The sequence below is a fragment of the Lentzea albidocapillata subsp. violacea genome (assembly GCF_900100275.1).
In the GTDB taxonomy this organism is placed as follows: domain Bacteria; phylum Actinomycetota; class Actinomycetes; order Mycobacteriales; family Pseudonocardiaceae; genus Lentzea; species Lentzea violacea.
This window is the reverse complement of sequence record NZ_FNET01000006.1, coordinates 257,083-277,247: the sequence shown is the minus strand read 5'-3', so window position 1 is coordinate 277,247 and position 20,165 is coordinate 257,083. Positions and strand designations below refer to the sequence as shown.

Sequence of the window (20,165 nt, the reverse complement as noted above, 5' to 3'; positions counted from 1 at the left end):
CTTGTGACGTTCGACCAGCGTGATCCCGCGTTCATCGCCGACCCGTACCCGGCCTTCGCAGCCCTGCGCGAAGCCGGTGAGGTGCATCACCACGAGCAGATGGGCATCGCCGTCGCCGTCTCGCACGCCGCCTGTTCGGCGGTCCTGCGGCACCGCTCGGTCGGCCGGATCTGGTCGGACGTGAAGCCGGTCGAGCAGTTCATGGCCTTCAACCTGCTGCACCGCAACTCGCTGCTGGAGAACGAGCCGCCCACGCACACCCGCCTGCGCCGCCTGGTCGCCGCCGCGTTCGGCCGCGGCCACGTGGAGCGCCTGCGCCCGTGGGTCGCCGACCTGGCCGACAAGCTCGTCGACGAACTCGTCGCCAAGATCAAGGACCAGGGCCAGGGCGACCTGCTCGCCCACGTCGCCGCGCCGCTGCCGGTCGAGGTGATCGCCGAACTGCTCGGCGTACCCCAGCAGGACCGCTACCTGCTCCAGCCGTGGTCGAACGCCATCGTGAAGATGTACGAGTACGGCCTGCCCGCGGACCAGCAGGCCCTGGCCGAACGCGCGTCCACCGAGTTCGTCGCCTACCTGCGCGAACTGATCGCGTTGCGCCGCGTCTCCCCCGGCAACGACCTCGTGTCCGACCTGGTCGCCGTCACCGACACCGACGGCGCGAGACTCACCGAGGACGAACTCGTCGCCACCGCGGTGCTTCTGCTGATGGCGGGCCACGAAGCCACGGTCAACGTCATCGGCAACGGCGTCTACGCCCTGATGCGGCACCGTTCGCAGTGGGAACGCCTCTCTCCCGAGCTGATGCCCACGGCCGTAGAGGAACTCATCCGCTTCGACTCGCCGCTGCAACTCTTCGAACGCACCGCCACCGAACGCGTGGAGATCGCCGGCCACGTCGTCGAACCGGGCGAGAAGATCGCCGCTCTGCTCGGGGCCGCCGCCCGCGACCCGCTGGTCTTCGAGAACCCGGACGTCCTCGACATCGGCCGCGAGAAGAACCAGCACCTCGGCTTCGGCATGGGCATCCACTACTGCCTGGGCGCGCCGCTGGCCCGCATCGAGGTGGAGGCGGCGCTGTCCTCGTTGCACCGCAAGCTTCCCGGCGCGGTGCTGGCCGAGGAACCCAACCGGCGCGCGGAGTTCGTGATCCGCGGCCTGCACTCGCTGCCCCTCAGCGCTGAATGAGAGCAGCCTTCGTTCGCTGACCCGCAAGGAAGATGCTGAGCTGGTCGAGCACGTCCGGACTGTGCACCCACGCCCGGCGCGCGGCTCGATCAGGCAGGTCCGGCGAGGTGAAGTCGCGCTTCTCCATCGCAGCGGCCACCCGGTGCAGATAGGCGACCACGTCATCTGGCCAAGTCTCGTCCTTCTGGTGCATCGCGACGAAGAGCGCGTACGCAACGTTGGCGTCGTACGCCTTGGTCAATCCGTCTCGCAGCTGTGCCAACGACGGCAACTCCTTGCGAACCGTTCGCGAAAGTTCCCTCAGCAACTCCCATTGCCGCATCAGTCCCATCGCCACCTTCGCGTAGACAACGATTATCACGATCACAACCATGATCGCGAGCGCGATACCAGCGACCTTCAGCCCTTGCTGCACATCGCTCAGAATCCAGACCACGACGAACCCGAAAAGTAGACCGGCAATAAGCAAGTAGATAGGCACGCGCCGCGTGGACCACAAGCCGGCGAAGATCTCGGAGGTGTCCAGGCTCAAACCTTGTGTCGAGTGGTTTCTCTTTTCACGGCGCCCTCGGGCCAAAGACAACAGAATACCAGGACCAGAGAGAACCACGAGAGCGACGAACAACCCCCCGAAGAACGAGCCGATCCCGGAGAACCAGGATTTGAGAAAAGCAGAAAACGGCGGCAGGGATCCGATCACGAACAGCGCGGCGAATACCGAAGGGCCGTCGCCGAAATTGATCCTCGGCAGGAGTACCCGCATGCGGGCGGCACTCGTGGACTCGTGCACGTAGAACAGCCTGGCCACAAAGAAGTACGCGACGGCTAGAACGGAAAAAAGAGCACCCACGGCCCACTCGGCTCCGGTGAGCCAGATGAGAACCCAGATGGCAGGCACCACGGCCGCCGCGTACAGAAGCGGTCCTGCCACCAGCAGCCGCACAACGCGTTCGAAGACGACCGGGTCCGGAATGCGCTTCAGCTGCGCGCGCACCGACAACCGCTCACGGCGCAGTCGTCCACCGACGCTCAGGTCCAGCAACATCCGGCGAAGCTGGAAGTGCAGTGCCTCCGCCAGTTCCGGCACTCGCCGCAGTTGTGCGAACGACTCCTGACGCAACCATTCGCTCGGGCTCGCGAAGCCGTCGGCAAGCAACTTCCGGCACTCCTCCGTCGTGGCTACGGAACAAACCTCCAGCACCCACTTCCGGTCGAAATGCCGTCCCTTCTCCCACACTTCGGCCAACAGGGCGCCCACTCGCGACGGGATCTCCGGATGCGTCTTCAGCAATGCGGGCGAACTGCCTTCCGCGAGGATGTTGAGCAGGTACAGCAGCCCGGGCGGCCAGGCGAAACCCAGATCAGTGGTGCCCGGGACCTCGTCGGGCAGCAGTGACAGCGCCGCCTCCAGCAACCGCTCCACCTGTTCCGGCTGCTGTGTCTGGAGGATCGTCACGGCGGTCTCCCGCCACTGGCCGCTGGTGAGCAGAGTCAGCACGGGCACGCGGTCCGGTTCTCGTATCACCACGCAGGTGGCGAAGTACTCCTGCAACCGCCGATGCGAGAACGTAACGCTGTCGTCGTCACCACCCCGAGCGATCTTCGTGTACACCAACGCATCCAGCGCACGGGTGAGCTCGTCCGCGGACCGGCCGGTCGTGGCGGCGAGCATGCGCACCGCCTGCGCCTTCGGCACTTCCAGTCCCAGCGAGTGCTGGGCCGCGATCAGGAAGGCGAACTCCTCCGCCACCGTGCGGACAGCCGCCCCAGTGACGCCGAAGTGGCCCTGCAGTCGCTCGGCGTCGCGATTGAGCCGGTGGTCGAAGTAGGTCTCCAGCACCGCGTGAACGTTGGTCGGGAAACCGTTGCCCATCCGCATGTGCTCGCACAACAAACCCAGAAACAAAGGATTCCCGGACATCTGCTGTACACCACTTTCGGCGGTGGGCAGCTCACCGAGCAGTTGATCTTCGACGTCGGGCGGCAACTCGGACTTCTCGACCAGGAGCTTCTTGCGCTTCTCCGACAACGGAACGACGCGAAACGTGGGCCACTCCGCGCGGCCGGGACCGCGGAACTCCCGGCTCGCCACGATCCCGCGGCACTTGTTCATGCCGTGCAGGAAGGCGTGCACGGCATCGGCGTAGTCCACGATCACTTCGTTCGCCTCGGTGGCGCTGAGGATGTCCGGGATCTCGTCGAAGGAGTCGAAGAGGAAGAGCCACGTCCCCTCACTCAAACCGCGGTCGAACTCGTCGTCCAGGAACCGCTCGACATCGCGGTCGCGCACGGCGTTGACCGAGGACATCACGAAGTCGCGAACGTCCGCCGAGGTTGGTCTGGTGTCACACCGGAACGTCTTCAGGTTCACGTAGATCGGAATGACCGAGGTCTCGCTGGGCTTGCGCATCGCCCTGGTCGCCATGCGCTGTGCGAGGTGCCGCATCGCCACGCTTTTGCCCGCACCAGGCTCGCCTTCCAGCAGCACGATGCGGTCCTTGCACTCTTCCAGTGCCTTTGAGAGCGACGACACTCGACTCAAGGAGTTCAGTGAGGTGCGGCGGAACCGCCGACGTCTGCCGGTGATCTCCAGCTCCGCCTCGAGTTCGGCGTACCTGGTGTCGCGCCACTCCTCCTTCTCACCGAGGCGCCGCATCTGGCTTTCGACGTGGTCGGCGAACCGGGCCCGCTTCGAGGCTCGCCGCTTGTCCGTGCGAGTCGACAACCAGCGCCAGCCTCGCCCGATGGCCTGTCCCGCACCGAAGTACTTGAACAGCAACAACAACAGTCCGGCGGCGATGAGCGGGGCGACCAGCCAGGCCGGCAGGTAGCGCTCGGCGAACTCCTGGATCGCCTTCAGCAGATCGTTCGCGTGCCCCATGTCCTGCGCCATGCCAGGAACTTCGGACTGGAACGGCCGAGAGTTACAGCAATCAGCCGAACTGGTGATATCTGCGCGGGAGCTTGAACCCGCGCTCCTTCAACACCTTCCGGAGCCGGTCCGGGTAGTCGGTGATGATGCCGTCGACCCCGTCGTCGATCAGCTTGTGCATGGTGGCCGGATCGTTGGTCGTCCACGGGATCACCTTGAGGCCGTGGCGATGCGCGTCCCGCACGAGCCCGCGGGTCGTGAACGGCACGTAGCCGGGGTCGCCTACCTTGCCGTTCTGCGGGTTGCCGTGCACGGGCGACAAAGCCTTGGCGCCGAAGGACTTCACTGCGCGCGCCACGCTGCCACCGAAGTCGGCGAGTTCGAGGCCGCCCGTCCACGGCGAGCCCGGCCGCAGCATCTCCGGCTGCGTCAGCGCCACCAGCGGGATGCGTGGCTCGACCTCGCGCAACCGCATCAGGGTGCCCCAGTCGAAGGACTGGACGGTGATGTTGTGCATGAAGCCCGAGCGGCGGATCTCGCGGACGGCGCGTTGCACGAACTGCTCTCGTGGTGCGGTCTCGTGCGGGGCCGCGGCCTCGACCTTGGTCTCGATGTTGAAGCGGATGCCCCACGCGCGGTGCCTGCGCGCGAGGTCGAAGAGCTCGGCCAGGGTGGGCATGCGGGCGCCCGGCGAGAGTTCCTGCTCCGGGTACTGCGACCACCTCGTGCTGCCGCAGTCGAGCGTCCGCACCTGGGCGAACGTCAGGTCCTTCACGTACTTGCCGGCGTAGGGGAACTCGGGATCGCCGGGGAACGCGGGCGCGGTGTCGAGGCACTTGGCCGGGTTCGTCCTGCGGTCGTGGGTGATGACCTCGCGGCCGTCCCTGGTGATCTGCAGGTCCAGTTCCAGGGTCGTCACGCCGAGTTCGAGCGCCTTGCCGAACGCCTTGAGCGTGCTCTCGACGGTCAGGCCGATACCGCCGCGGTGTGCCTGGAGGTCGAAGTCACGGTGGTGTGCCTGGGCGACGCCTGGTGTGAGCAGCGCGATCACCAGAGCCCCGATGAGTGTCCGCATTCCTCCAACCTGGCACTCACCGGGGAACGCCGGAAGGTCCACCAGGGCGAACGTCGCCTGAACAGATCAGCGGGGCGAGCCCGACGCGCGGAACGAGCGCAGTGGCGGTTCGGGGGCGTCCTTGACCTCCACCACGCGCATCAGCCGGACGGACGCGGAGTCCACCGGCAGCAGCAGGGTGGTGATCCGGCGGACGACCAGTGCCGACGTCACCGCGACAGCGGCGAGCAGCAGATCGGCGAACGCGTGCAGCAGCACGCCGTCCGCGAGGGCCTGGGTGCTGGAGCGGAACGACCACAGGACCACGATCACGACCATCAGCCCCGAGCCGGCCCAGAGTCCCCACCACCAGCGCAGGAGCTTCGACGGGGTCGGACGTTCGCCGGCCGGCCTGCGGGCCACGGCGTGTTCGAGTTCGGCGAGCACCGAGCCGGGCACCACGAGGTTCACGCCGGGCACGATCAACCCGATCAGCACGTCCCGGTCCGGGCGCGAGGGCCCGTAACCGACGAGGGTCGCGGCCACGTTCCGCGCCCGCCGCACCCACAGCATGGTGAGGATCAGTGACAGGAAGCAGCCGGTGATCATGATCGCCGACGAGGACACCACCATGGCGTCCGACGTGCTCACGACACCGGAGGACAAGGCTCCGAACCGGCTCAGCGCGACCAGCACGTAGCGCCAGATCTCGGAGCCCGCGCCCCACACTGCGACGGCGGCGAGCAGCCACAGCGAGTTCTGCGCGGTCCGGCCCAGCCGGCGCACGGCGTCGACCGAGTCGGGCTGCTCGACCGTGCCGGGCACGGCCGTGGGCCAGCGCCACGCGAGCAGCGGGAAGCCCCAGCGCGGCGTGACCGGGTAGTTCGGCGGACCGGCGTAGGACGGCCGCTGCGACCGGTGCGACGGCTGCGGGTACGCACCGGGTGGCGGAGTCGCCACCCAGTCCACGCGCATCGGCTGCAGCGGCTGCACGATCAGATGACCTCGGGTGCCATGCCGTCGGCGCCGCCCTCGAGCGGACGACCGGCGGCTTCCCAGTGCTGCATGCCACCCTCGACGTTGACGGCCTCCCAGCCGTTCTCGTTGAGGTACTGGGTCACGCGGGCGGAACGGCCACCGGCACGGCACACGACGTAGAGCTGCACGTCGTTCGGCACCTCGGCGAGCCGGGCACCGATCTCGCTCATGGGGACGTGCAGCGCGCCGGGTGCATGGCCGGCGTCCCACTCGTCCTGCTCGCGCACGTCCAGCAGAACGGCGCCCTCGGGCAGCTGCGCCGGCACGTCGGCGATCTCCACGCTTGGAACAGTCACGCCTCAGATGTTCCCATGCCGGAGGTTGCACTCACGTGAACCTCCGGCACGGGACACCCTCAGGCCACCCCCGCGATGGCGGGCCCGAGCCTCGAGAACTGCTCCTCGGTCAACGGCAGGTTCACCCGGCCGGGGCCGATGCGCTCCCAGTAGCCCTCCTGCGCCGCGGGACGCAGGTCCTTGCTGCCGTAGTTGGCCAGTTCCAGCCGCAGCATGAGGCCGTCCGGCCGGAACACCTCCATGACCTGCAGGAGCGTCTGGAACGGCTCCGCCGCACGCACGCTGTGGAGCTGGACGATCGTGCCGTCCGGCAACGTCGTCCGGTACGGCGGGTCGCAGTCACCGCTCGTCCAGAGGTTGTCGTCGGCGTACTCCAGCGGCGTGCCCGCGAACCTGCCCGCGACGAGCCGGACGCTGCCGGTGCCGCCGGAGTCGGTCAGGTCGACCGCGTATTCCAGGAACGCCGACTTGTCGGACCTGGGCGACAGCTCGCTGACCCGCACCTCGGGCAGCTGCTCGCGCACCGTGCCGATCCACTTCTGGACGAAGCCGTCGTCCAGTTGCACGGAGCCGAGGTACACCTTCATCGCCCATTTCGGCTGCCCGATGCTGCACCGCGGCATCGGGAGGACCGGGCGTCCGGCGGGAGGCGGCGCGGTGGACGCGGGCGACCACGTCCCGTACGGCTTCTGCGGTGGGGTGTCGACCCGCGGCCAGGTCAACGCGTGCTGCACGGTCGCGGGACCCGCGTCCGGCCGGTCGGCCTGCCGGGGTGGCGGTGCGGCCTGGTTCAGCGTGGCGGCGCCGATCCCGATTCCGACGACCACCACGGCCACGCCCAGCATCGCGCCGGCGCGGTGGGCGAACACCCGGCGGCGGCCGCGCTTCATGACCACGTCCAGCGTCGTCGTGGGAGGCGGTGCGGAGACGTCGAGAGCTCCGCGCAGCTCGTCTTCGATGTTCATCAGGCACTCTCCGAGTTGACCGGTTCGCCGTACGCCTCGCGGAGCGTCGCCAAACCCCTGGCTGTCTGACTCTTGACGTTGCCCGCCGAACAACCGAGCTCGGCGGCCGTCTGTTCGATGGACAGGTCGTGCACGAAACGCAGCACGAGCGCGGCCCGCTGTTTCGGCGCCACCTGTTGCAGTGCCGCGTTCAGCCGGGCGTCGGGATCGGAGAAACCACCACCGACACCGTGTTCGGGCAGGTCGGCCACAGGGTGTTCGCGACCTCGGCCACGGCGCCTGCTGTCGAGGAACAGACGCGTCACGATGGTGCGGACGTACCCCTCCGCCGTTTCACGCCGGATGCCCGGCCATTTCGCATACGCCTTCACGAAGGCGTTCTGCGCGAGTTCTTCCGCCTCCGACCAGTCGCCGCACAACGCGTACGCCGTGCGCCGGGCCCAGTCGAATCTGCTCGTGAAGAACTCCGAGAACTCCTCGTCTCGTCGCACTCCGGTCCCCCAAGCTTGTGCCGCGTTCGCAGTCAGTACGCGGACAGCCCGCGCAGGGTTGCACACACGAAAAACGGGCCGCCCCGTGAAGGACGGCCCGTTCTCGTCGAACTACGAACTAGTGCGCGATGGCCTTCTCGGCGCCCGCGCCGGTGAGGGAGCGGACCTCCATCTCGGCCTGCTTGGCCGGGTCGGCCTTGTCCTTCGACAGGATCGTGCCGACGTAACCGAGCAGGAACGCGACCGGGATCGACACGATGCCGGGGTTCGACAGCGGGAAGAGCGCGAAGTCGGCGTTCTTGAACATCGAGGTCGGCTTGCCGGAGACGGCGGGCGACAGGATGATCAGCGTGATCGTCACGATCAGACCGCCGTAGATGCTCCACAGCGCGCCCGAGGTGTTGAACCTCTTCCAGAACAGCGAGTAGAGGATCGTCGGCAGGTTCGCCGAGGCGGCGACCGCGAAGGCCAGTGCCACGAGGAACGCGATGTTCTGGCCGTTGGCCACGATGCCGCCACCGATGGAGACGAGACCGATGACGATCGCGGTGATGCGGGCGACCTTCACCTCGTCGGTCTTGTCGTCGTCACCGCCGCCGTTGCCGTTCTCCTCCCGGCCCTTCTTGATGATGTTGGCGTAGATGTCGTGTGCGAACGACGCCGACGCCGTGATCGTCAAGCCCGCCACGACCGCGAGGATCGTCGCGAAGGCGACGGCCGCGATCAGGCCGAGCAGGATCGGGCCACCCAGTTCCAGCGCGAGTAGCGGGGCGGCCGAGTTGGCCTTGCCGGGTGCCGCGTTGATCGCGTCCGGACCGACGAGCGCGCCGGCGCCGTAGCCCAGGACCAGGGTGAACAGGTAGAAGATGCCGATCAGCCAGATGGCCCACACGACCGAGCGACGGGCTTCCTTCGCCGTCGGCACGGTGTAGAAGCGCATCAGGATGTGCGGCAGACCCGCGGTGCCGAGGACCAGCGCGAGGGCCAGCGACAGGAAGTCCAGCTTGCTGGTGCCGGTCGCGCCGTACTGCAGGCCCGGGCCGAGGATCTTCTCTCCCGCCTTCGGCGCGGCGTCGACAGCGGCACCGAGCAGGGTCGAGAGGTTGAAGCCGTACTTGCCGAGCACCCAGACGGTCATGATGCCGGCACCGGCGATCAGCAGGACCGCCTTGATGATCTGCACCCAGGTGGTGCCCTTCATGCCGCCGATGAGGACGTAGGCGATCATGAGGGCGCCGACCACGGCGATGACGATCGCCTGGCCGCCGGCGCCCGTGATGCCGAGCAGCAGGGCGACGAGACCACCGGCACCGGCCATCTGGGCCAGCAGGTAGAAGAACGAGACGGCCATCGTCGACGTGGCGGCGGCGGCGCGGACCGGACGCTGACGCATCCGGAAGCTCAGCACGTCGCCCATCGTGTACTTGCCGGTGTTGCGCAGCAGTTCGGCGACCAGCAGCAGCGCGATGAGCCACGCCACCAGGAAGCCGATCGAGTACAGGAAGCCGTCGTAGCCGTTGAGCGCGATGGCGCCCGCGATGCCGAGGAACGACGCGGCCGAGAGGTAGTCACCCGCGATCGCGATGCCGTTCTGGGGACCCGTGAACGCACGACCGGCGGCCAGGTAGTCGGCGGCGGTCTTGTTGTTCCGGCTCGCCCGGATGACCACGAACAGCGTGATCAGGACGAAGACACCGAAGATGCTGATGTTGAGGATCGGGCTGGACTCGTTCACTTGCCGTCTCCCTCGATCTCGTTGCGGAGCTTCTCCGCCAGCGGGTCGAGGTTCTTGTTCGCATGCCGCACGTACAGCGTCGTGATGACGAACGTCGACACGAACTGCAGCAGGCCGAAGATGAGCCCGACGTTGATGTTGCCGAACACCTTGGTTGACATGAAGCCGTGCGCGTAGTCCGCGAGCAGTACGTACAGCAGGTACCACGCGAGGAACAGGCCGGAGACGGGGAATACGAACTTTCGCAGGCGTTGCTTCAGCTCTTTGAAGTCATCGCTCGCTTGGACGTCGGCCCACTTCTGCGCGTCTGGGGCCGACTCAGACGGGGTGTGATCGGCGGTGCTCACAGGCCCCTCCTCGCGGTACTCGTCGTAGGTGTCAGCAACGTGACGTGCACGTAATGCCTCCAGGTGCGGTCTGTTCTTGGTCGAGACCGTAAGGAGACTTGAGTCACTCAGGTAAGACCCCGTTCGTGCCGTTGCGCCCAGCAGTCGGGTGATGCGACGAGCGGTCAGTATGCGTAGACGAACAGCACCCTGCGTGATCTTGTTTACCGTTCACCGATTCGAGTGACCAATTTTCACCCATTTGAAACGATGGCTACTCAGCGTGTTCGACCAGCTCCCCTGCGCTTGTCGTCCGCCAGCCGGGCCTTCTCCTCGGCGGTGCCGAAGCGGGCGATGGAGCGGTCCTGGATGAAGCCGAGCGGGTCCGGCGCGTGCAGCCGGAGCAGGATCTGGCTGACGTCCGCCGGCACCCGTCTGCGCGTCGCCTTGCTGACCACGATCATGACGATGAACGCGACCGGCACCGTGATCAGCGCAGGCTGGGTGATGAACGCGGGCGCCCAGCGGCCGGTGTAGGAGCTCACGACGCTGACGGCCTGAGCGGAGATGACCAGGCCGCCGCCGACCACGAGGCCGCAGACGGCGCCCACCCAGGTGAGTCCTCGCCACCAGATGCCGAGAACCAGGAGCGGGCAGAACGTCGACGCCGCCAGGGCGAAGGACATGGCCACGGTCAGTGACGCGTCGGAGCGCGGCAACAGCAGGGCGAGACCGATCGCGACGAGTCCGGTGAACACGGTCGCCCACCGGAAGTCACGAACCTTGCCCGGCATGATGTCCGTCGACACCACCCCGGCGACCGACACGACGAGTCCCGAGGAGGTCGACAGGAACGCCGCGAACGCGCCCGCCGCGACGATCGCGCCGACGATCTGACCGCCCAGGTTCGGCAGCATCGTCTCGGGCAGCATCAGCACCGCCGCGTCGGTCTTCCCGTTCACCAGCAACTGCGGCAGGTACAGCTTCGACAGCACGCCCAGCACCGTCGGGAAGATGTAGAACAGGCCCAGCAGGTAGAGCACGTGCAACGCCGTGCGCCGGGCCGCCTTGCCGTCCGGGTTGGTGTAGAAGCGCACCAGGACGTGCGGCAGGCCCATCGTGCCGAGGAACGTCGCGAAGATCAGCGAGTACGTCCTGATCAGCTCGGAGATGCCGCCGGTCTGCGGGCGCGACCAGTCGCGGTTCGTCGTCGGCGAGCCCTCGACCACCGGCACCGGGCTGCCCGCGGTGAACTCCAGCGTCGTGCCGGGACTCAGCTCGTAGACGCCGCGGCTCCAGTACACCGACCCGTCCGCGTTCCTGCCGTCGATCTGGCCGCTCACCTTCAACCTGAGCGGCTCGTCGACGCGGACCTTCACGACCTGCTCGGCCACGGTGATCTTCTCGGCCTCCGGGAACCTGATCACGCCGTCGTCGCCGAGCGGCTGCGTGCCGCGGTCGGGAGAGGCCAGGAACACCACGAAGAGCACGAACGTGGGCGCGGCGATCGCGAAGAGCTTGCCCCAGTACTGGAACGCCTGCACGAGCGTGATCGCGCGCATGCCGCCGCCCAGCACGTTGACCACCACGATGACCGTGACGACCAGGCCGCCGAACCACGCGGGCAGGCCGGTGATCGTGGTCAGCGTCAGTCCGGCGGACTGCAGCTGCGGCACCAGGTACAGCACGCCGATGCAGACCACGAAGAAGGTGCAGAAGTGCCGCAGGTTCGCCGATCCCAGCCGGGCCTCGGCGAAGTCCGGCAACGTGTACGCACCGGAGCGGCGCAGCGGCGCGGCGACGAACAGCAGCAGCGCGAGGTACCCGGCGGTGAAGCCGATCGGGTACCAGAGCGCGTCGACGCCGTCCTTGAGCACGAGCCCGGCGACACCGAGGAACGACGCCGCGGACAGGTACTCGCCGGAGATCGCGGCGGCGTTGCGGGTGGCCGGGATCGCACGGCGCGCCACCAGGAAGTCGGGCGTGGTGTTCGCCTTGCGCGACCCGACGTAGCCGAGCAGGAACGTCACGGCCGCAACGGCGACGATGGCGCTGAGGCTCCAGATGGTGGCGTTCACGTCAGCGGTCGACCATGTTCACGAAGTCGCGCTCGTGCCGTTCGGCCTGCCTGCGAAAGACCCACCCGACGCCGTAGAGGATCGGGAAGGGCGCGAGACCGAGCACGAGCCACGGGATGGGAATGCCGAGGATGGTCAGGTCCCCGATCGAGGGGACCAGGTAGAAGGTGATCGGGAGCAGGCACATCCCGATCAGGACGGCGAACGCGAGCCCGAACGCGGACTTGAGCTGCTGCCGGATGAGGTCGCGAACCAGCTTCTCACCGACGCTGGTCTGCTCCTCCAGCTCGATGATCGTTCGTAACGCCTTGCCGCTCTTCTTCGTGGAGTCCGCGAGCACGACCCTGCGGCGACGGGGCCTGCCGCCCTGTTCGCCGAGCCAGGCCTCCCGGGCGGGTGGCTCGGGCTTTCCCGCGTCGTGCCTGCTCACCAGCCGCTCTTCGGCGGTCGCACGATCCGTTCCTTGAGCTCCTTGGTGTGCCGGCGGCTCACCGGGAGCTCCTTGGCACCGTCACCGGTGCCGATGACGACCGCGTAGCCGTTCGCCGTCATCCGCAGCTCGCTCACCAGCGGCAACGCCACCAGGTAGGAGCGGTGGATGCGCACGAAACCCGCGTTCGCCCAGCGTTCTTCGAGCTGGGCGAGCGGGATGCGGACGAGGTGGCTGCCGTCCTGCGTGTGGAGGCGGGCGTAGTCGCCCTGCGCCTCGACGTACCGCACGGACGCGCGCGGCACGAGCTTGATGGTGCCGCCGAGCTCGACGGGGATGACCTCGTCGTCGGTCGGTTCGGCGGGGTTCTGCGCGGCCGGGCCCGCCGGGTTCGCCGGCGCCGCAGTGCGGCCCACCCGGTCGGCGACCCGCGAGATCGCCTTGAGGACGCGCTCCTCGTTGATCGGCTTGTTGATGAAGTCGAGCGCGCCGACGTCGAACGCCGTGACGAGCGCGTCGCGTTCCTCGACACCCGTCACGAAGACCAGCGCGGGCGGATACCGGAACGCACTGAGCACCCGCGCGAGGTCCATTCCGGACAGTCCGGGCATGTTGATGTCCGCGAACACCGCGTCGACCGGCGGCAGGCCGGCCTTGGTCCGCGCCATGACCTCCTGCTCGTAGTCACCCCTCAGGATGCGCAGGGCCTCGGCGGCGTCGAAGGCCGTGAGGACGCGCCTGATGTGAGGACTGCTCTCGAGCAGGAACTTGATCTCGCTCAGGCCGGGAGCCTCGTCATCGACTGCGAGGACGAGGAGACCGGTGTTGTCATGGGTACTCACTGTGTCGGGCATCTTGCCCATCAATGTGCGGTCATGTCTACGCCGGGGTAGGCCTCGACACGCCCTGTGAAACCGAACTGATGCTCACAGCCCGAATCGGGACCAGCGAGCACGTTCCTCGACACTCGCGAGCACCTGCGTCACGAGATCGCCCGATCGGGTGGACGCCCCGGTCAGCCCCAGCTTGGCCAGCAAGGGCTTGCGCGGCTCCGCGATCGTGAGCTCGGCGTCCGGGAAGCGCTTGGCGATGACGGTCCGGATGGTGCCGATGCCGTCGATCAGGCCGAGCTGCTGGGCCCTGGTGCCGGTCCAGATCTCGCCGCTGAAGAGGTCTTCCTCGGTCTTGAGCTTGGCGCCGCGGCGCTCGGTGACCCACGCCCTGAACTGCTCGTGCAGATCGGCGTGCAGACCCTTGAGCCACTCGACGTCCTCGGGCTTCTCCGCCTGGAACGGGTCGAGCCGGACCTTGTTCTCGCCGGCCGTGTAGACGCGGCGCTCGACACCGGCCTTGTCCAGCAGGCCGTTGAGCCCGAACCCGGCGCTCACGACACCGATGGAACCCACGAGAGAGGTGCCGTGCGCGTAGATCTCGTCGCCGGCGCAGGCCAGCCAGTAGCCACCGGACGCGGCCACGTCCTCGCAGAACGCGAGCACCGGCACGTGCTTCTTGGTGGCGAGCTCCCGGATGCGCTCGGCGATCAGTGCGCTCTGGGTGGGCGCGCCACCCGGAGAGTTGATGAGCAGGGCCACGGCGATCAGGCGCTCGTTGTCGAACGCGCGGTTGATGGCCGACTCGACGTTCTGGAGGTTGATCGTGTTGCGCGCGACCGGCGAGGACTGCGGGGTGATGACCCCGTGCAACCGCACCGCCGCGACCACCGGCGGCCGCTCACCCCGGTCCATGACCCTCGGGAGCCGGGCCGCGATCTTGTCCGTGACGCTCATGTACTCGACAGTACGTGCGTTTCGCGGACACGCGGGAGCCCAACTGCGCTGTCGGTTGCTCCCGCGTGACCTGGAACACAAGATGCTAGGTTCGGGCTGTGACGTTCAACCCGATCCGCTGGCTCGAACGGTATGTCGAGTGGTGGGACGACCGGGGCAGGCAGAACGCCGCCGGGCCGACGCCGATGCACATCTACTGGATGTGGGTGAGCTGGAGCGTGTGCGCCGTCGTGCTGATCACGACCTTGGCGGTGGCAGCTCGCTGAGCCGGGCGCTCGTCAGCACTTGCAGCTGTTGAACCCCTTGGCGGTGCACTTGATGCAGACGCGGACGCGCTCGGGTGCTTGTTGTTCGTGCACTGGATGTGGCCTTTACTCGCGGCCGGCCCCTGGTTGCTCAAACGGCCGGCTGTTCATTGGTCAACACCACAATCGGCACGATGTGCGTCCGGGTTGAGCATGATTGACCTTACAACTTCCTGACGGGCCATCGGCGCAGGTCAGGCACGGACCGCGGGCTGCTCCGCCGTCATCGGCTCGTCGGTCATCTGAGACCCGATGTTCAGGTTCGGCAGCACGTTGCGGGCGAACTTCGGCACCTTCAGGATGACCTTGGTGCCCGCGTTCGGCGCCGTCTCCACGACCAGCGCGTACTCGGCGCCGAACACCGTGCGCATGCGGTCGTTGATGTTGCCGATGCCGACGTGCGCGCCGGTCTGGTGGGCGTCCTTGATGTCGTCGAGGCGGTCGGGGTCCATGCCGACGCCGTCGTCCTCGACGCTGATCAGGGCCTCGTTGCCGTTGTCCTCGGCGGTGATGGTGAGCATGCCGCCGCCGGGCTTCTTGGCGAGGCCGTGCCGCACCGCGTTCTCGACCAGGGGCTGCAGGACCAGGAACGGCAGGACGACCTGCAGGACCTCGGGGGCGATGCGCAGCCTGACGCTCAGCCGCGCGCCGTAGCGGGCCTGTTCGATGGTCAGGTAACGATGGATGTTGGTCAATTCATCGGCGAGGGTCGTGAACAAGCCGTCGGTGCGGAACGAGTAGCGCGTGAACTCCGCGAACTCCTGCAGCAGCTCACGGGCGTGCGACGGGTCGGTGCGGATCAGCGAGGAGATCGTGTTCAGCGCGTTGTAGACGAAGTGCGGCGAGATCTGGGCCCGCAGGGCCTTCACCTCGGCCTGGGCCAGCGCCTGGCGCTGCTTCTGGACGACTTCCAGTTCGAGCTGGGTCGAGACGAAGCGGGCGGTCTCCTCGGCCATCCGGATCTGGCGCTTCGAGGCGACGCCGGAGACCACGATCAACGTGCCGGCGACGTCTCCCTCGACGACCAGGGGCACCACGACGACGCTGTGCAGTGAGCACGGACCCTGCAGCTCGCAGCCGAGTTTGCGATGGTCGACGTGTTCCTTGTGGCAGTTGTTGATGGCACGGGCCACCGTGTCGCGGAGGTACTCGTAGTGGTCGTTCGCACCGCCGTCCCACGACAGGACAGTGCCCTCTTCGTCGGTGATGGCGACCGCGACGCACCGCAGCATTTCCCGCAGGTGGGGCGTGGCCTTGTCGGCGGCCTCCTGGGTCAAGCCCGCGCGGAGGTCGCTCGACGCCTTGGACATCCGGTCGAGCATGTCCATCACAGCATCCTCGACAGAGGTACTGACTCGTCGAGCGCGGCACAGCATCACGAAGAGGCCCAGAACGGCCAGGGTCGCGATGACACCGAGCACGGCGCGCTCGGTCAACAGGTCGCCCACAGGGCACATGCTGTGCCGTGGGGTGCCCCTATAGCAAGAGGCGCGCCCGGCGTACCCCCGTACGGTCCACCGGTCCGGGTAGACATCCGATGAATTTGGGGAGAGGGTGTGCGGGTGAAAGTGGCACTGTTCGCGACCTGCCTGACGGACACGTTCTTCCCGGAGACGGCCCGCGCCGTGGTGCGTCTGCTGGAGCGGCTCGGCTGTTCGGTCGAGTTCCCGCTCGATCAGACGTGCTGCGGCCAGATGCACTTCAACACCGGTTACCGGGAGCTTTCGAAGCCGCTGGCCCGCAAGTACACCGACGTCTTCGGAAGCTACGACTACGTGGTTGCGCCATCCGGGTCATGTGCCGGCATGGTCCGGGAGGTCCACCCCACTCTGGGTGAGTCCCCGCCACGCACGTTCGAGCTCGCGGAGTTCCTGGTCGACGTGCTCGGTGTGATCGACGTCGGCGCCTGGTTCCCCCACCGGGTCACCTACCACCCCACCTGTCACTCGTTGCGCATGCTGGGGGTCGGCGACAAGCCGTTGGCGCTGCTCAGGGCCGTGAAGGCACTCGATCTGGTGGAACTGCCGGACTCGACGCACTGCTGCGGCTTCGGTGGCACGTTCGCGGTGAAGAACGCCGAGACGTCCACGGCGATGCTCGCGGACAAGATGACCAGTGTGCTCTCCACCGGCGCCGAGGTCGTGAGTGCGGGCGACAACTCCTGCCTCATGCACATCGGAGGCGGGCTCTCGCGGCTGCGCACGGGCGTGCGGCCGGTGCACCTGGCGGAGATCCTGGCTTCGACGGAGGAGGACCCGTGGCTCGCAACCCGGTGACGTGGCTGGGCAGCCCGACGTTCCCGAAGGCCGCGAAGGAGGCCTTGCAGGACACCCAGCTGCGGCAGAACCTGCGCAAGGCCACCGGCACCATCCGGGGACGCCGGGAGGCCGCCGTCGCCGAGATGACCGACTGGGAACAGCTGCGGGTCGCCGGCGAACAGATCAAGGACGACGTCCTGGCACGCCTCGACACGCTCCTGGTCCAGCTCGAGGAGTCGGTCACGGCACGCGGCGGCGTCGTCCACTGGGCGCGGGACGCCGAGGAGGCGAACCGGATCGTGCTCGACCTCTGCCGCGCCGAGCAGGCGGACGAGGTCGTCAAGGTCAAGTCCATGGCCACGGCCGAGATCGGGCTCAACGAGGCCCTCGAAGCCGGTGGCGTGCACGCGATCGAGACCGACCTCGCCGAGCTGATCGTGCAGCTCGGCGACGACCGGCCGTCGCACATCCTGGTGCCCGCGATCCACCGCAACCGCTCGGAGATCCGCGAGATCTTCCAGCGCCGCATGGGCGTCGAGGTCTCCGACGAACCGGCGGACCTCGCCGAGGCGGCGCGGGTGTACCTGCGGGAGAAGTTCCTGACCACCAGGGTCGCCATCTCTGGAGCGAACTTCGCCGTCGCCGACACCGGGTCGATCGTGGTGCTGGAGTCCGAGGGCAACGGCCGGATGTGCCTGACGCTGCCGGAAACGCTGATCACCGTGATGGGCATCGAGAAGCTCGTGCCGACGTGGCAGGACCTCGAGGTCTTCCTGCAGCTGCTGCCCCGCTCGTCCACGGCGGAACGGATGAACCCGTACACGAGCGTGTGGACCGGCGTGACACCCGGCGACGGTCCGCAGCGGTTCCACCTCGTGCTGATCGACAACGGCCGCACCGCGACGTTGACGGACTCCGTCGGGCGCCAGGCACTCCGATGCATCCGCTGTTCGGCGTGCCTCAACGTCTGCCCGGTCTACGAACGCACCGGCGGCAAGTCGTACGGCTCGGTCTACCCCGGCCCGATCGGCGCGATCCTGACGCCGCAGCTGGTCGGCGACCTGCACGACCCGCAGGCGGCGTCACTTCCTTTCGCCTCTTCGCTTTGCGGCGCCTGTTTCGAGGTCTGTCCGGTGCGGATCGACATCCCGTCCGTCCTCACGCACCTGCGCGCCGAGGTCGTGGAGGCCAAGGGACGCACGGCCGAGTCCGTCGCGATGGCGGCCGCCGCGTGGATGTTCCGGGAGGCCTCGCGTTACGAGAAGGCGCAGAAAGCCGGTTCCCTGGCCCGATTCCTGGCCAGGGACGGCAAGATCACGTCACTGCCGTGGCCGGGGTCGAAGTGGACGTCCTCCCGCGACGTGCCCGCACCGCCGGCCGAGTCGTTCCGCGCCTGGTGGAGGAAGAACCGTGGCTAGCGCCCGAGAAGAGATCCTTCAGCGCATCCGGGACGCGAAGGTGCCGCCGGCCCGTCCGGTCGTCCGCGGCTACGACCGGACCGGACCCGGCGGCGTCGAGTTGTTCGCCGAACGGGTCGCCGACTACCGCGCGATCGTGCACACGGTCACCAGCGTGCCCGACGCGCTGAAGGCACTGGCCGGCAAGCGAATCGTTGCGCCACAAGGCGTTCCGCATGAGTGGCTGATCGACGGCGTCACGTGGTTGCGCGAGCCGTTGTCGATCGAGGAGCTCGACCGGGCCGACGGCGTGCTGACCGGGTGCGCTGTCGCGATCGCGGACACCGGCACGATCGTGCTGGACGGCGGCGAGGCTCAGGGCCGCCGCGCGCTCACCCTGCTGCCCGACTACCACCTGTGCGTGGTGCGGGTGGACCAGATCGCCGCGTCGGTGCCCGAAGCCTTGCAGCGACTGGAACCCACGCGGCCGTTGACGTTCATCAGCGGGCCGTCCGCGACGAGCGACATCGAGCTCAACCGGGTGGAGGGCGTCCACGGCCCTCGCACCCTGGAGGTGTTGATCGTTTAGGGTCTAACCGCAGTGGACTCCGACGGCGTCCTTGATGGCCATCTCGTCGTAGTACTTGGTGATGGCGCGAATCGTCACGCACTTGCCCTTGGCGTACACCTTGACCGGACCGGCGTAGTACTGGAAGTTGCCGGCGTCGTAGTCGTTGTTGTAGCCGGGACGGTTGTTGTCGTCCTCGCGGAAGTCCTGGTTGTACATGCTGATGCTGGCGAAGTGCTTGAACTGCGAGTAGTAGGCGGTCTTCACGTTCGCCGCGCAGTTGTAGCCCGTGCTGGAGTTGTAGTACAGCCGGATCGTGCTCAGGTGGTTCGGCACCTTCGAGTACACCTTGTAGGTGTCGATCAGCGAACCCGTGCACCCGTACTCGGCGGCGTGCGCGTTCATCGGCGCGACGATGAGGGCCGCGGCGGCGGCCACCACGACGGCGACGGCTTTCCTCAGACGTGTCATGCGTACGAGGCTGAGCCAGGCCGGTTAAGCGCCGGTTATTTGAGCAGGCGGGACAGCCGGCGGTCCGCCAGCGGCTTGCCGCCGGTCTGACACGTCGCGCAGTACTGGAACGCCTTGTCCGCGAACGACACCTCACGAACCGTGTCACCGCACACCGGACACGGCAGCCCCGTGCGCGCGTGCACCCGCAGCCCCGACCGCTTCTCACCCTTCAACCGCGCGGCGTCCTGCCCAACGGACCGTGCGACCGCGTCGGTCAGGGTCGTGAGCAGCGCTTCGTGCAGGTGGTCGAGCTGCTCCGAGTTCAGCTTGCCCGTCGTCGCGTACGGCGAAAGCCGCGCCATGTGCATGATCTCGTCGGAGTAGGCGTTGCCGATGCCCGCGATCAGGCTCTGGTCCGTGAGTGACGTCTTGAGGCGCTCGGTCCGCTTGTCGAACAGGTCTTCCAGCTGCGTGCGGGTGATCCCCAACGCGTCCGGGCCCAGCCTGGCGACACTCGCGATGGTCTTCGGGTCACGCACGATCCACGCCGCGAGTCCCTTCTTGGTGCCCGCTTCCGTCAGGTCGAACCCCGGCCCCTGGCCGGGCGGACCCAGGTGGACACGCAACGCCAGCGGCCCGCGGCCCTGCTTGGGCGGTGGCGCCGACATGGTGTCGGCCCAGCGCAGCCAGCCGGCCCGGGCAAGGTGCACGACCAGGTGCAGGCCGTCCGCGACCTCCAGGTCGAGGTGCTTGCCGTGCCGGTGCGCGGCCACGACCTCCTGGCCGTGCAGCGCCGTCCACGGCGGGTCGAACGTCTTCAACACCTGCAGCGAAGCCACGTCGACGCGATGCACCACACGGCCCACCGCGTTCTCACGCAGGTGGTGAACCAGTGCTTCTACCTCGGGTAGTTCGGGCACCGGT

At 67.7% G+C, this 20,165-nt stretch carries 20 protein-coding genes; 5 read left to right on the top strand and 15 right to left on the bottom strand.

The genetic code is table 11. The annotated features are described in order from the left end of the window. Window positions 1-3: 3 nt before the first annotated feature. Complete coding sequence (locus tag BLR21_RS16540) at window positions 4-1,188, top strand: cytochrome P450 (RefSeq protein ID WP_090006704.1); 1,185 nt, start codon at window positions 4-6, stop codon at window positions 1,186-1,188. On the opposite strand, the gene BLR21_RS16535 is transcribed toward BLR21_RS16540, so the two are convergent. The 12 genes from BLR21_RS16535 to BLR21_RS16480 form a co-directional block, all read right to left on the bottom strand. Next, window positions 1,175-3,844 carry an NACHT domain-containing protein gene (locus BLR21_RS16535; RefSeq protein WP_176929658.1) on the bottom strand — a complete coding sequence of 890 codons (2,670 nt, stop codon included), beginning with the start codon at window positions 3,842-3,844 and terminating at the stop codon, window positions 1,175-1,177. The two genes, BLR21_RS16540 and BLR21_RS16535, sit on opposite strands and share 14 nt — an antisense overlap. Window positions 3,845-4,121: 277 nt before the next feature. Continuing rightward, window positions 4,122-5,135, bottom strand: a complete 1,014-nt coding sequence (locus BLR21_RS16530; protein WP_090006702.1) for a glycerophosphodiester phosphodiesterase — start codon at window positions 5,133-5,135, stop codon at window positions 4,122-4,124. Between the two features lie 66 nt (window positions 5,136-5,201). Continuing rightward, complete coding sequence (locus tag BLR21_RS16525) at window positions 5,202-6,107, bottom strand: DUF4328 domain-containing protein (protein WP_256334722.1); 906 nt, start codon at window positions 6,105-6,107, stop codon at window positions 5,202-5,204. Between the two features lie 2 nt (window positions 6,108-6,109). Continuing rightward, window positions 6,110-6,448, bottom strand: a complete 339-nt coding sequence (locus tag BLR21_RS16520) for a rhodanese-like domain-containing protein (protein ID WP_090006701.1) — start codon at window positions 6,446-6,448, stop codon at window positions 6,110-6,112. 59 nt (window positions 6,449-6,507) lie between these two features. Then, window positions 6,508-7,413, bottom strand: coding sequence for a hypothetical protein (locus BLR21_RS16515; RefSeq protein ID WP_090006700.1), 906 nt, complete (start codon window positions 7,411-7,413; stop codon window positions 6,508-6,510). Beyond that, complete coding sequence (locus BLR21_RS16510; protein ID WP_090006699.1) at window positions 7,413-7,904, bottom strand: SigE family RNA polymerase sigma factor; 492 nt, start codon at window positions 7,902-7,904, stop codon at window positions 7,413-7,415. Before BLR21_RS16510 ends, BLR21_RS16515 begins: the two co-directional genes overlap by 1 nt. Before the next feature lie 118 nt (window positions 7,905-8,022). Beyond that, on the bottom strand, window positions 8,023-9,639 hold the full coding sequence (locus BLR21_RS16505; protein WP_090006698.1) for a solute symporter family protein: 1,617 nt from the start codon (window positions 9,637-9,639) through the stop codon (window positions 8,023-8,025). Then, window positions 9,636-9,986, bottom strand: coding sequence for a DUF485 domain-containing protein (locus BLR21_RS16500; protein WP_090006697.1), 351 nt, complete (start codon window positions 9,984-9,986; stop codon window positions 9,636-9,638). The genes BLR21_RS16505 and BLR21_RS16500 overlap by 4 nt, the downstream gene beginning before the upstream one ends. 257 nt (window positions 9,987-10,243) lie before the next feature. Further along, window positions 10,244-12,043, bottom strand: coding sequence for a sodium/solute symporter (locus BLR21_RS16495; RefSeq protein ID WP_090006696.1), 1,800 nt, complete (start codon window positions 12,041-12,043; stop codon window positions 10,244-10,246). Between the two features lies 1 nt (window position 12,044). Further along, a complete protein-coding gene (locus tag BLR21_RS16490; protein ID WP_090006695.1) occupies window positions 12,045-12,473 on the bottom strand; it encodes a hypothetical protein in 429 nt (142 codons plus the stop codon). Continuing rightward, window positions 12,470-13,336, bottom strand: coding sequence for a LytR/AlgR family response regulator transcription factor (locus BLR21_RS16485; RefSeq protein ID WP_090006694.1), 867 nt, complete (start codon window positions 13,334-13,336; stop codon window positions 12,470-12,472). Before BLR21_RS16485 ends, BLR21_RS16490 begins: the two co-directional genes overlap by 4 nt. Window positions 13,337-13,399: 63 nt before the next feature. After that, on the bottom strand, window positions 13,400-14,260 hold the full coding sequence (locus BLR21_RS16480; protein ID WP_090006693.1) for a S49 family peptidase: 861 nt from the start codon (window positions 14,258-14,260) through the stop codon (window positions 13,400-13,402). Window positions 14,261-14,358: 98 nt separating this feature from the next. On the opposite strand from BLR21_RS16480, the gene BLR21_RS42520 reads away from it, so the two are divergent. After that, complete coding sequence (locus BLR21_RS42520; protein WP_166048541.1) at window positions 14,359-14,526, top strand: hypothetical protein; 168 nt, start codon at window positions 14,359-14,361, stop codon at window positions 14,524-14,526. A 233-nt stretch (window positions 14,527-14,759) separates the two neighbouring features. Here the strand turns inward: BLR21_RS42520 and BLR21_RS16475 are convergent, their stop codons facing one another. Further along, window positions 14,760-16,022: a sensor histidine kinase gene (locus tag BLR21_RS16475; protein WP_090006692.1), complete on the bottom strand. Its 1,263-nt coding sequence runs from the start codon at window positions 16,020-16,022 to the stop codon at window positions 14,760-14,762. A gap of 111 nt (window positions 16,023-16,133) precedes the next feature. On the opposite strand from BLR21_RS16475, the gene BLR21_RS16470 reads away from it, so the two are divergent. From BLR21_RS16470 to BLR21_RS16460, 3 genes are read left to right on the top strand one after another with little or no spacing between them, the layout of a single operon-like run. Next, the gene (locus tag BLR21_RS16470) at window positions 16,134-16,841 is read left to right on the top strand and encodes a (Fe-S)-binding protein (protein ID WP_090006691.1); all 708 of its coding nucleotides are present in this window, start codon (window positions 16,134-16,136) and stop codon (window positions 16,839-16,841) included. After that, a complete protein-coding gene (locus BLR21_RS16465; protein WP_090006690.1) occupies window positions 16,823-18,241 on the top strand; it encodes a LutB/LldF family L-lactate oxidation iron-sulfur protein in 1,419 nt (472 codons plus the stop codon). The genes BLR21_RS16470 and BLR21_RS16465 overlap by 19 nt, the downstream gene beginning before the upstream one ends. Next, complete coding sequence (locus tag BLR21_RS16460) at window positions 18,234-18,809, top strand: LutC/YkgG family protein (RefSeq protein ID WP_090006689.1); 576 nt, start codon at window positions 18,234-18,236, stop codon at window positions 18,807-18,809. Before BLR21_RS16465 ends, BLR21_RS16460 begins: the two co-directional genes overlap by 8 nt. A 3-nt stretch (window positions 18,810-18,812) precedes the next feature. Here BLR21_RS16460 and BLR21_RS16455 read toward each other — a convergent pair whose 3' ends face one another. Then, on the bottom strand, window positions 18,813-19,259 hold the full coding sequence (locus tag BLR21_RS16455; RefSeq protein ID WP_090006688.1) for a hypothetical protein: 447 nt from the start codon (window positions 19,257-19,259) through the stop codon (window positions 18,813-18,815). A gap of 35 nt (window positions 19,260-19,294) precedes the next feature. Further along, window positions 19,295-20,161, bottom strand: coding sequence for a DNA-formamidopyrimidine glycosylase family protein (locus tag BLR21_RS16450; protein ID WP_090006687.1), 867 nt, complete (start codon window positions 20,159-20,161; stop codon window positions 19,295-19,297). Window positions 20,162-20,165 lie beyond the last annotated feature (4 nt).

Coding starts and splice junctions, on each gene's coding strand:
- BLR21_RS16535 (WP_176929658.1), bottom strand. CDS start 3,844: ATGCGGCGCCTCGGTGAGAAGGAGGAGTGGCGCGACACCAGGTACGCC.
- BLR21_RS16530 (WP_090006702.1), bottom strand. CDS start 5,135: ATGCGGACACTCATCGGGGCTCTGGTGATCGCGCTGCTCACACCAGGC.
- BLR21_RS16515 (WP_090006700.1), bottom strand. CDS start 7,413: ATGAACATCGAAGACGAGCTGCGCGGAGCTCTCGACGTCTCCGCACCG.
- BLR21_RS16485 (WP_090006694.1), bottom strand. CDS start 13,336: ATGGGCAAGATGCCCGACACAGTGAGTACCCATGACAACACCGGTCTC.
- BLR21_RS16480 (WP_090006693.1), bottom strand. CDS start 14,260: ATGAGCGTCACGGACAAGATCGCGGCCCGGCTCCCGAGGGTCATGGAC.
- BLR21_RS16475 (WP_090006692.1), bottom strand. CDS start 16,022: ATGTGCCCTGTGGGCGACCTGTTGACCGAGCGCGCCGTGCTCGGTGTC.
- BLR21_RS16455 (WP_090006688.1), bottom strand. CDS start 19,259: ATGACACGTCTGAGGAAAGCCGTCGCCGTCGTGGTGGCCGCCGCCGCG.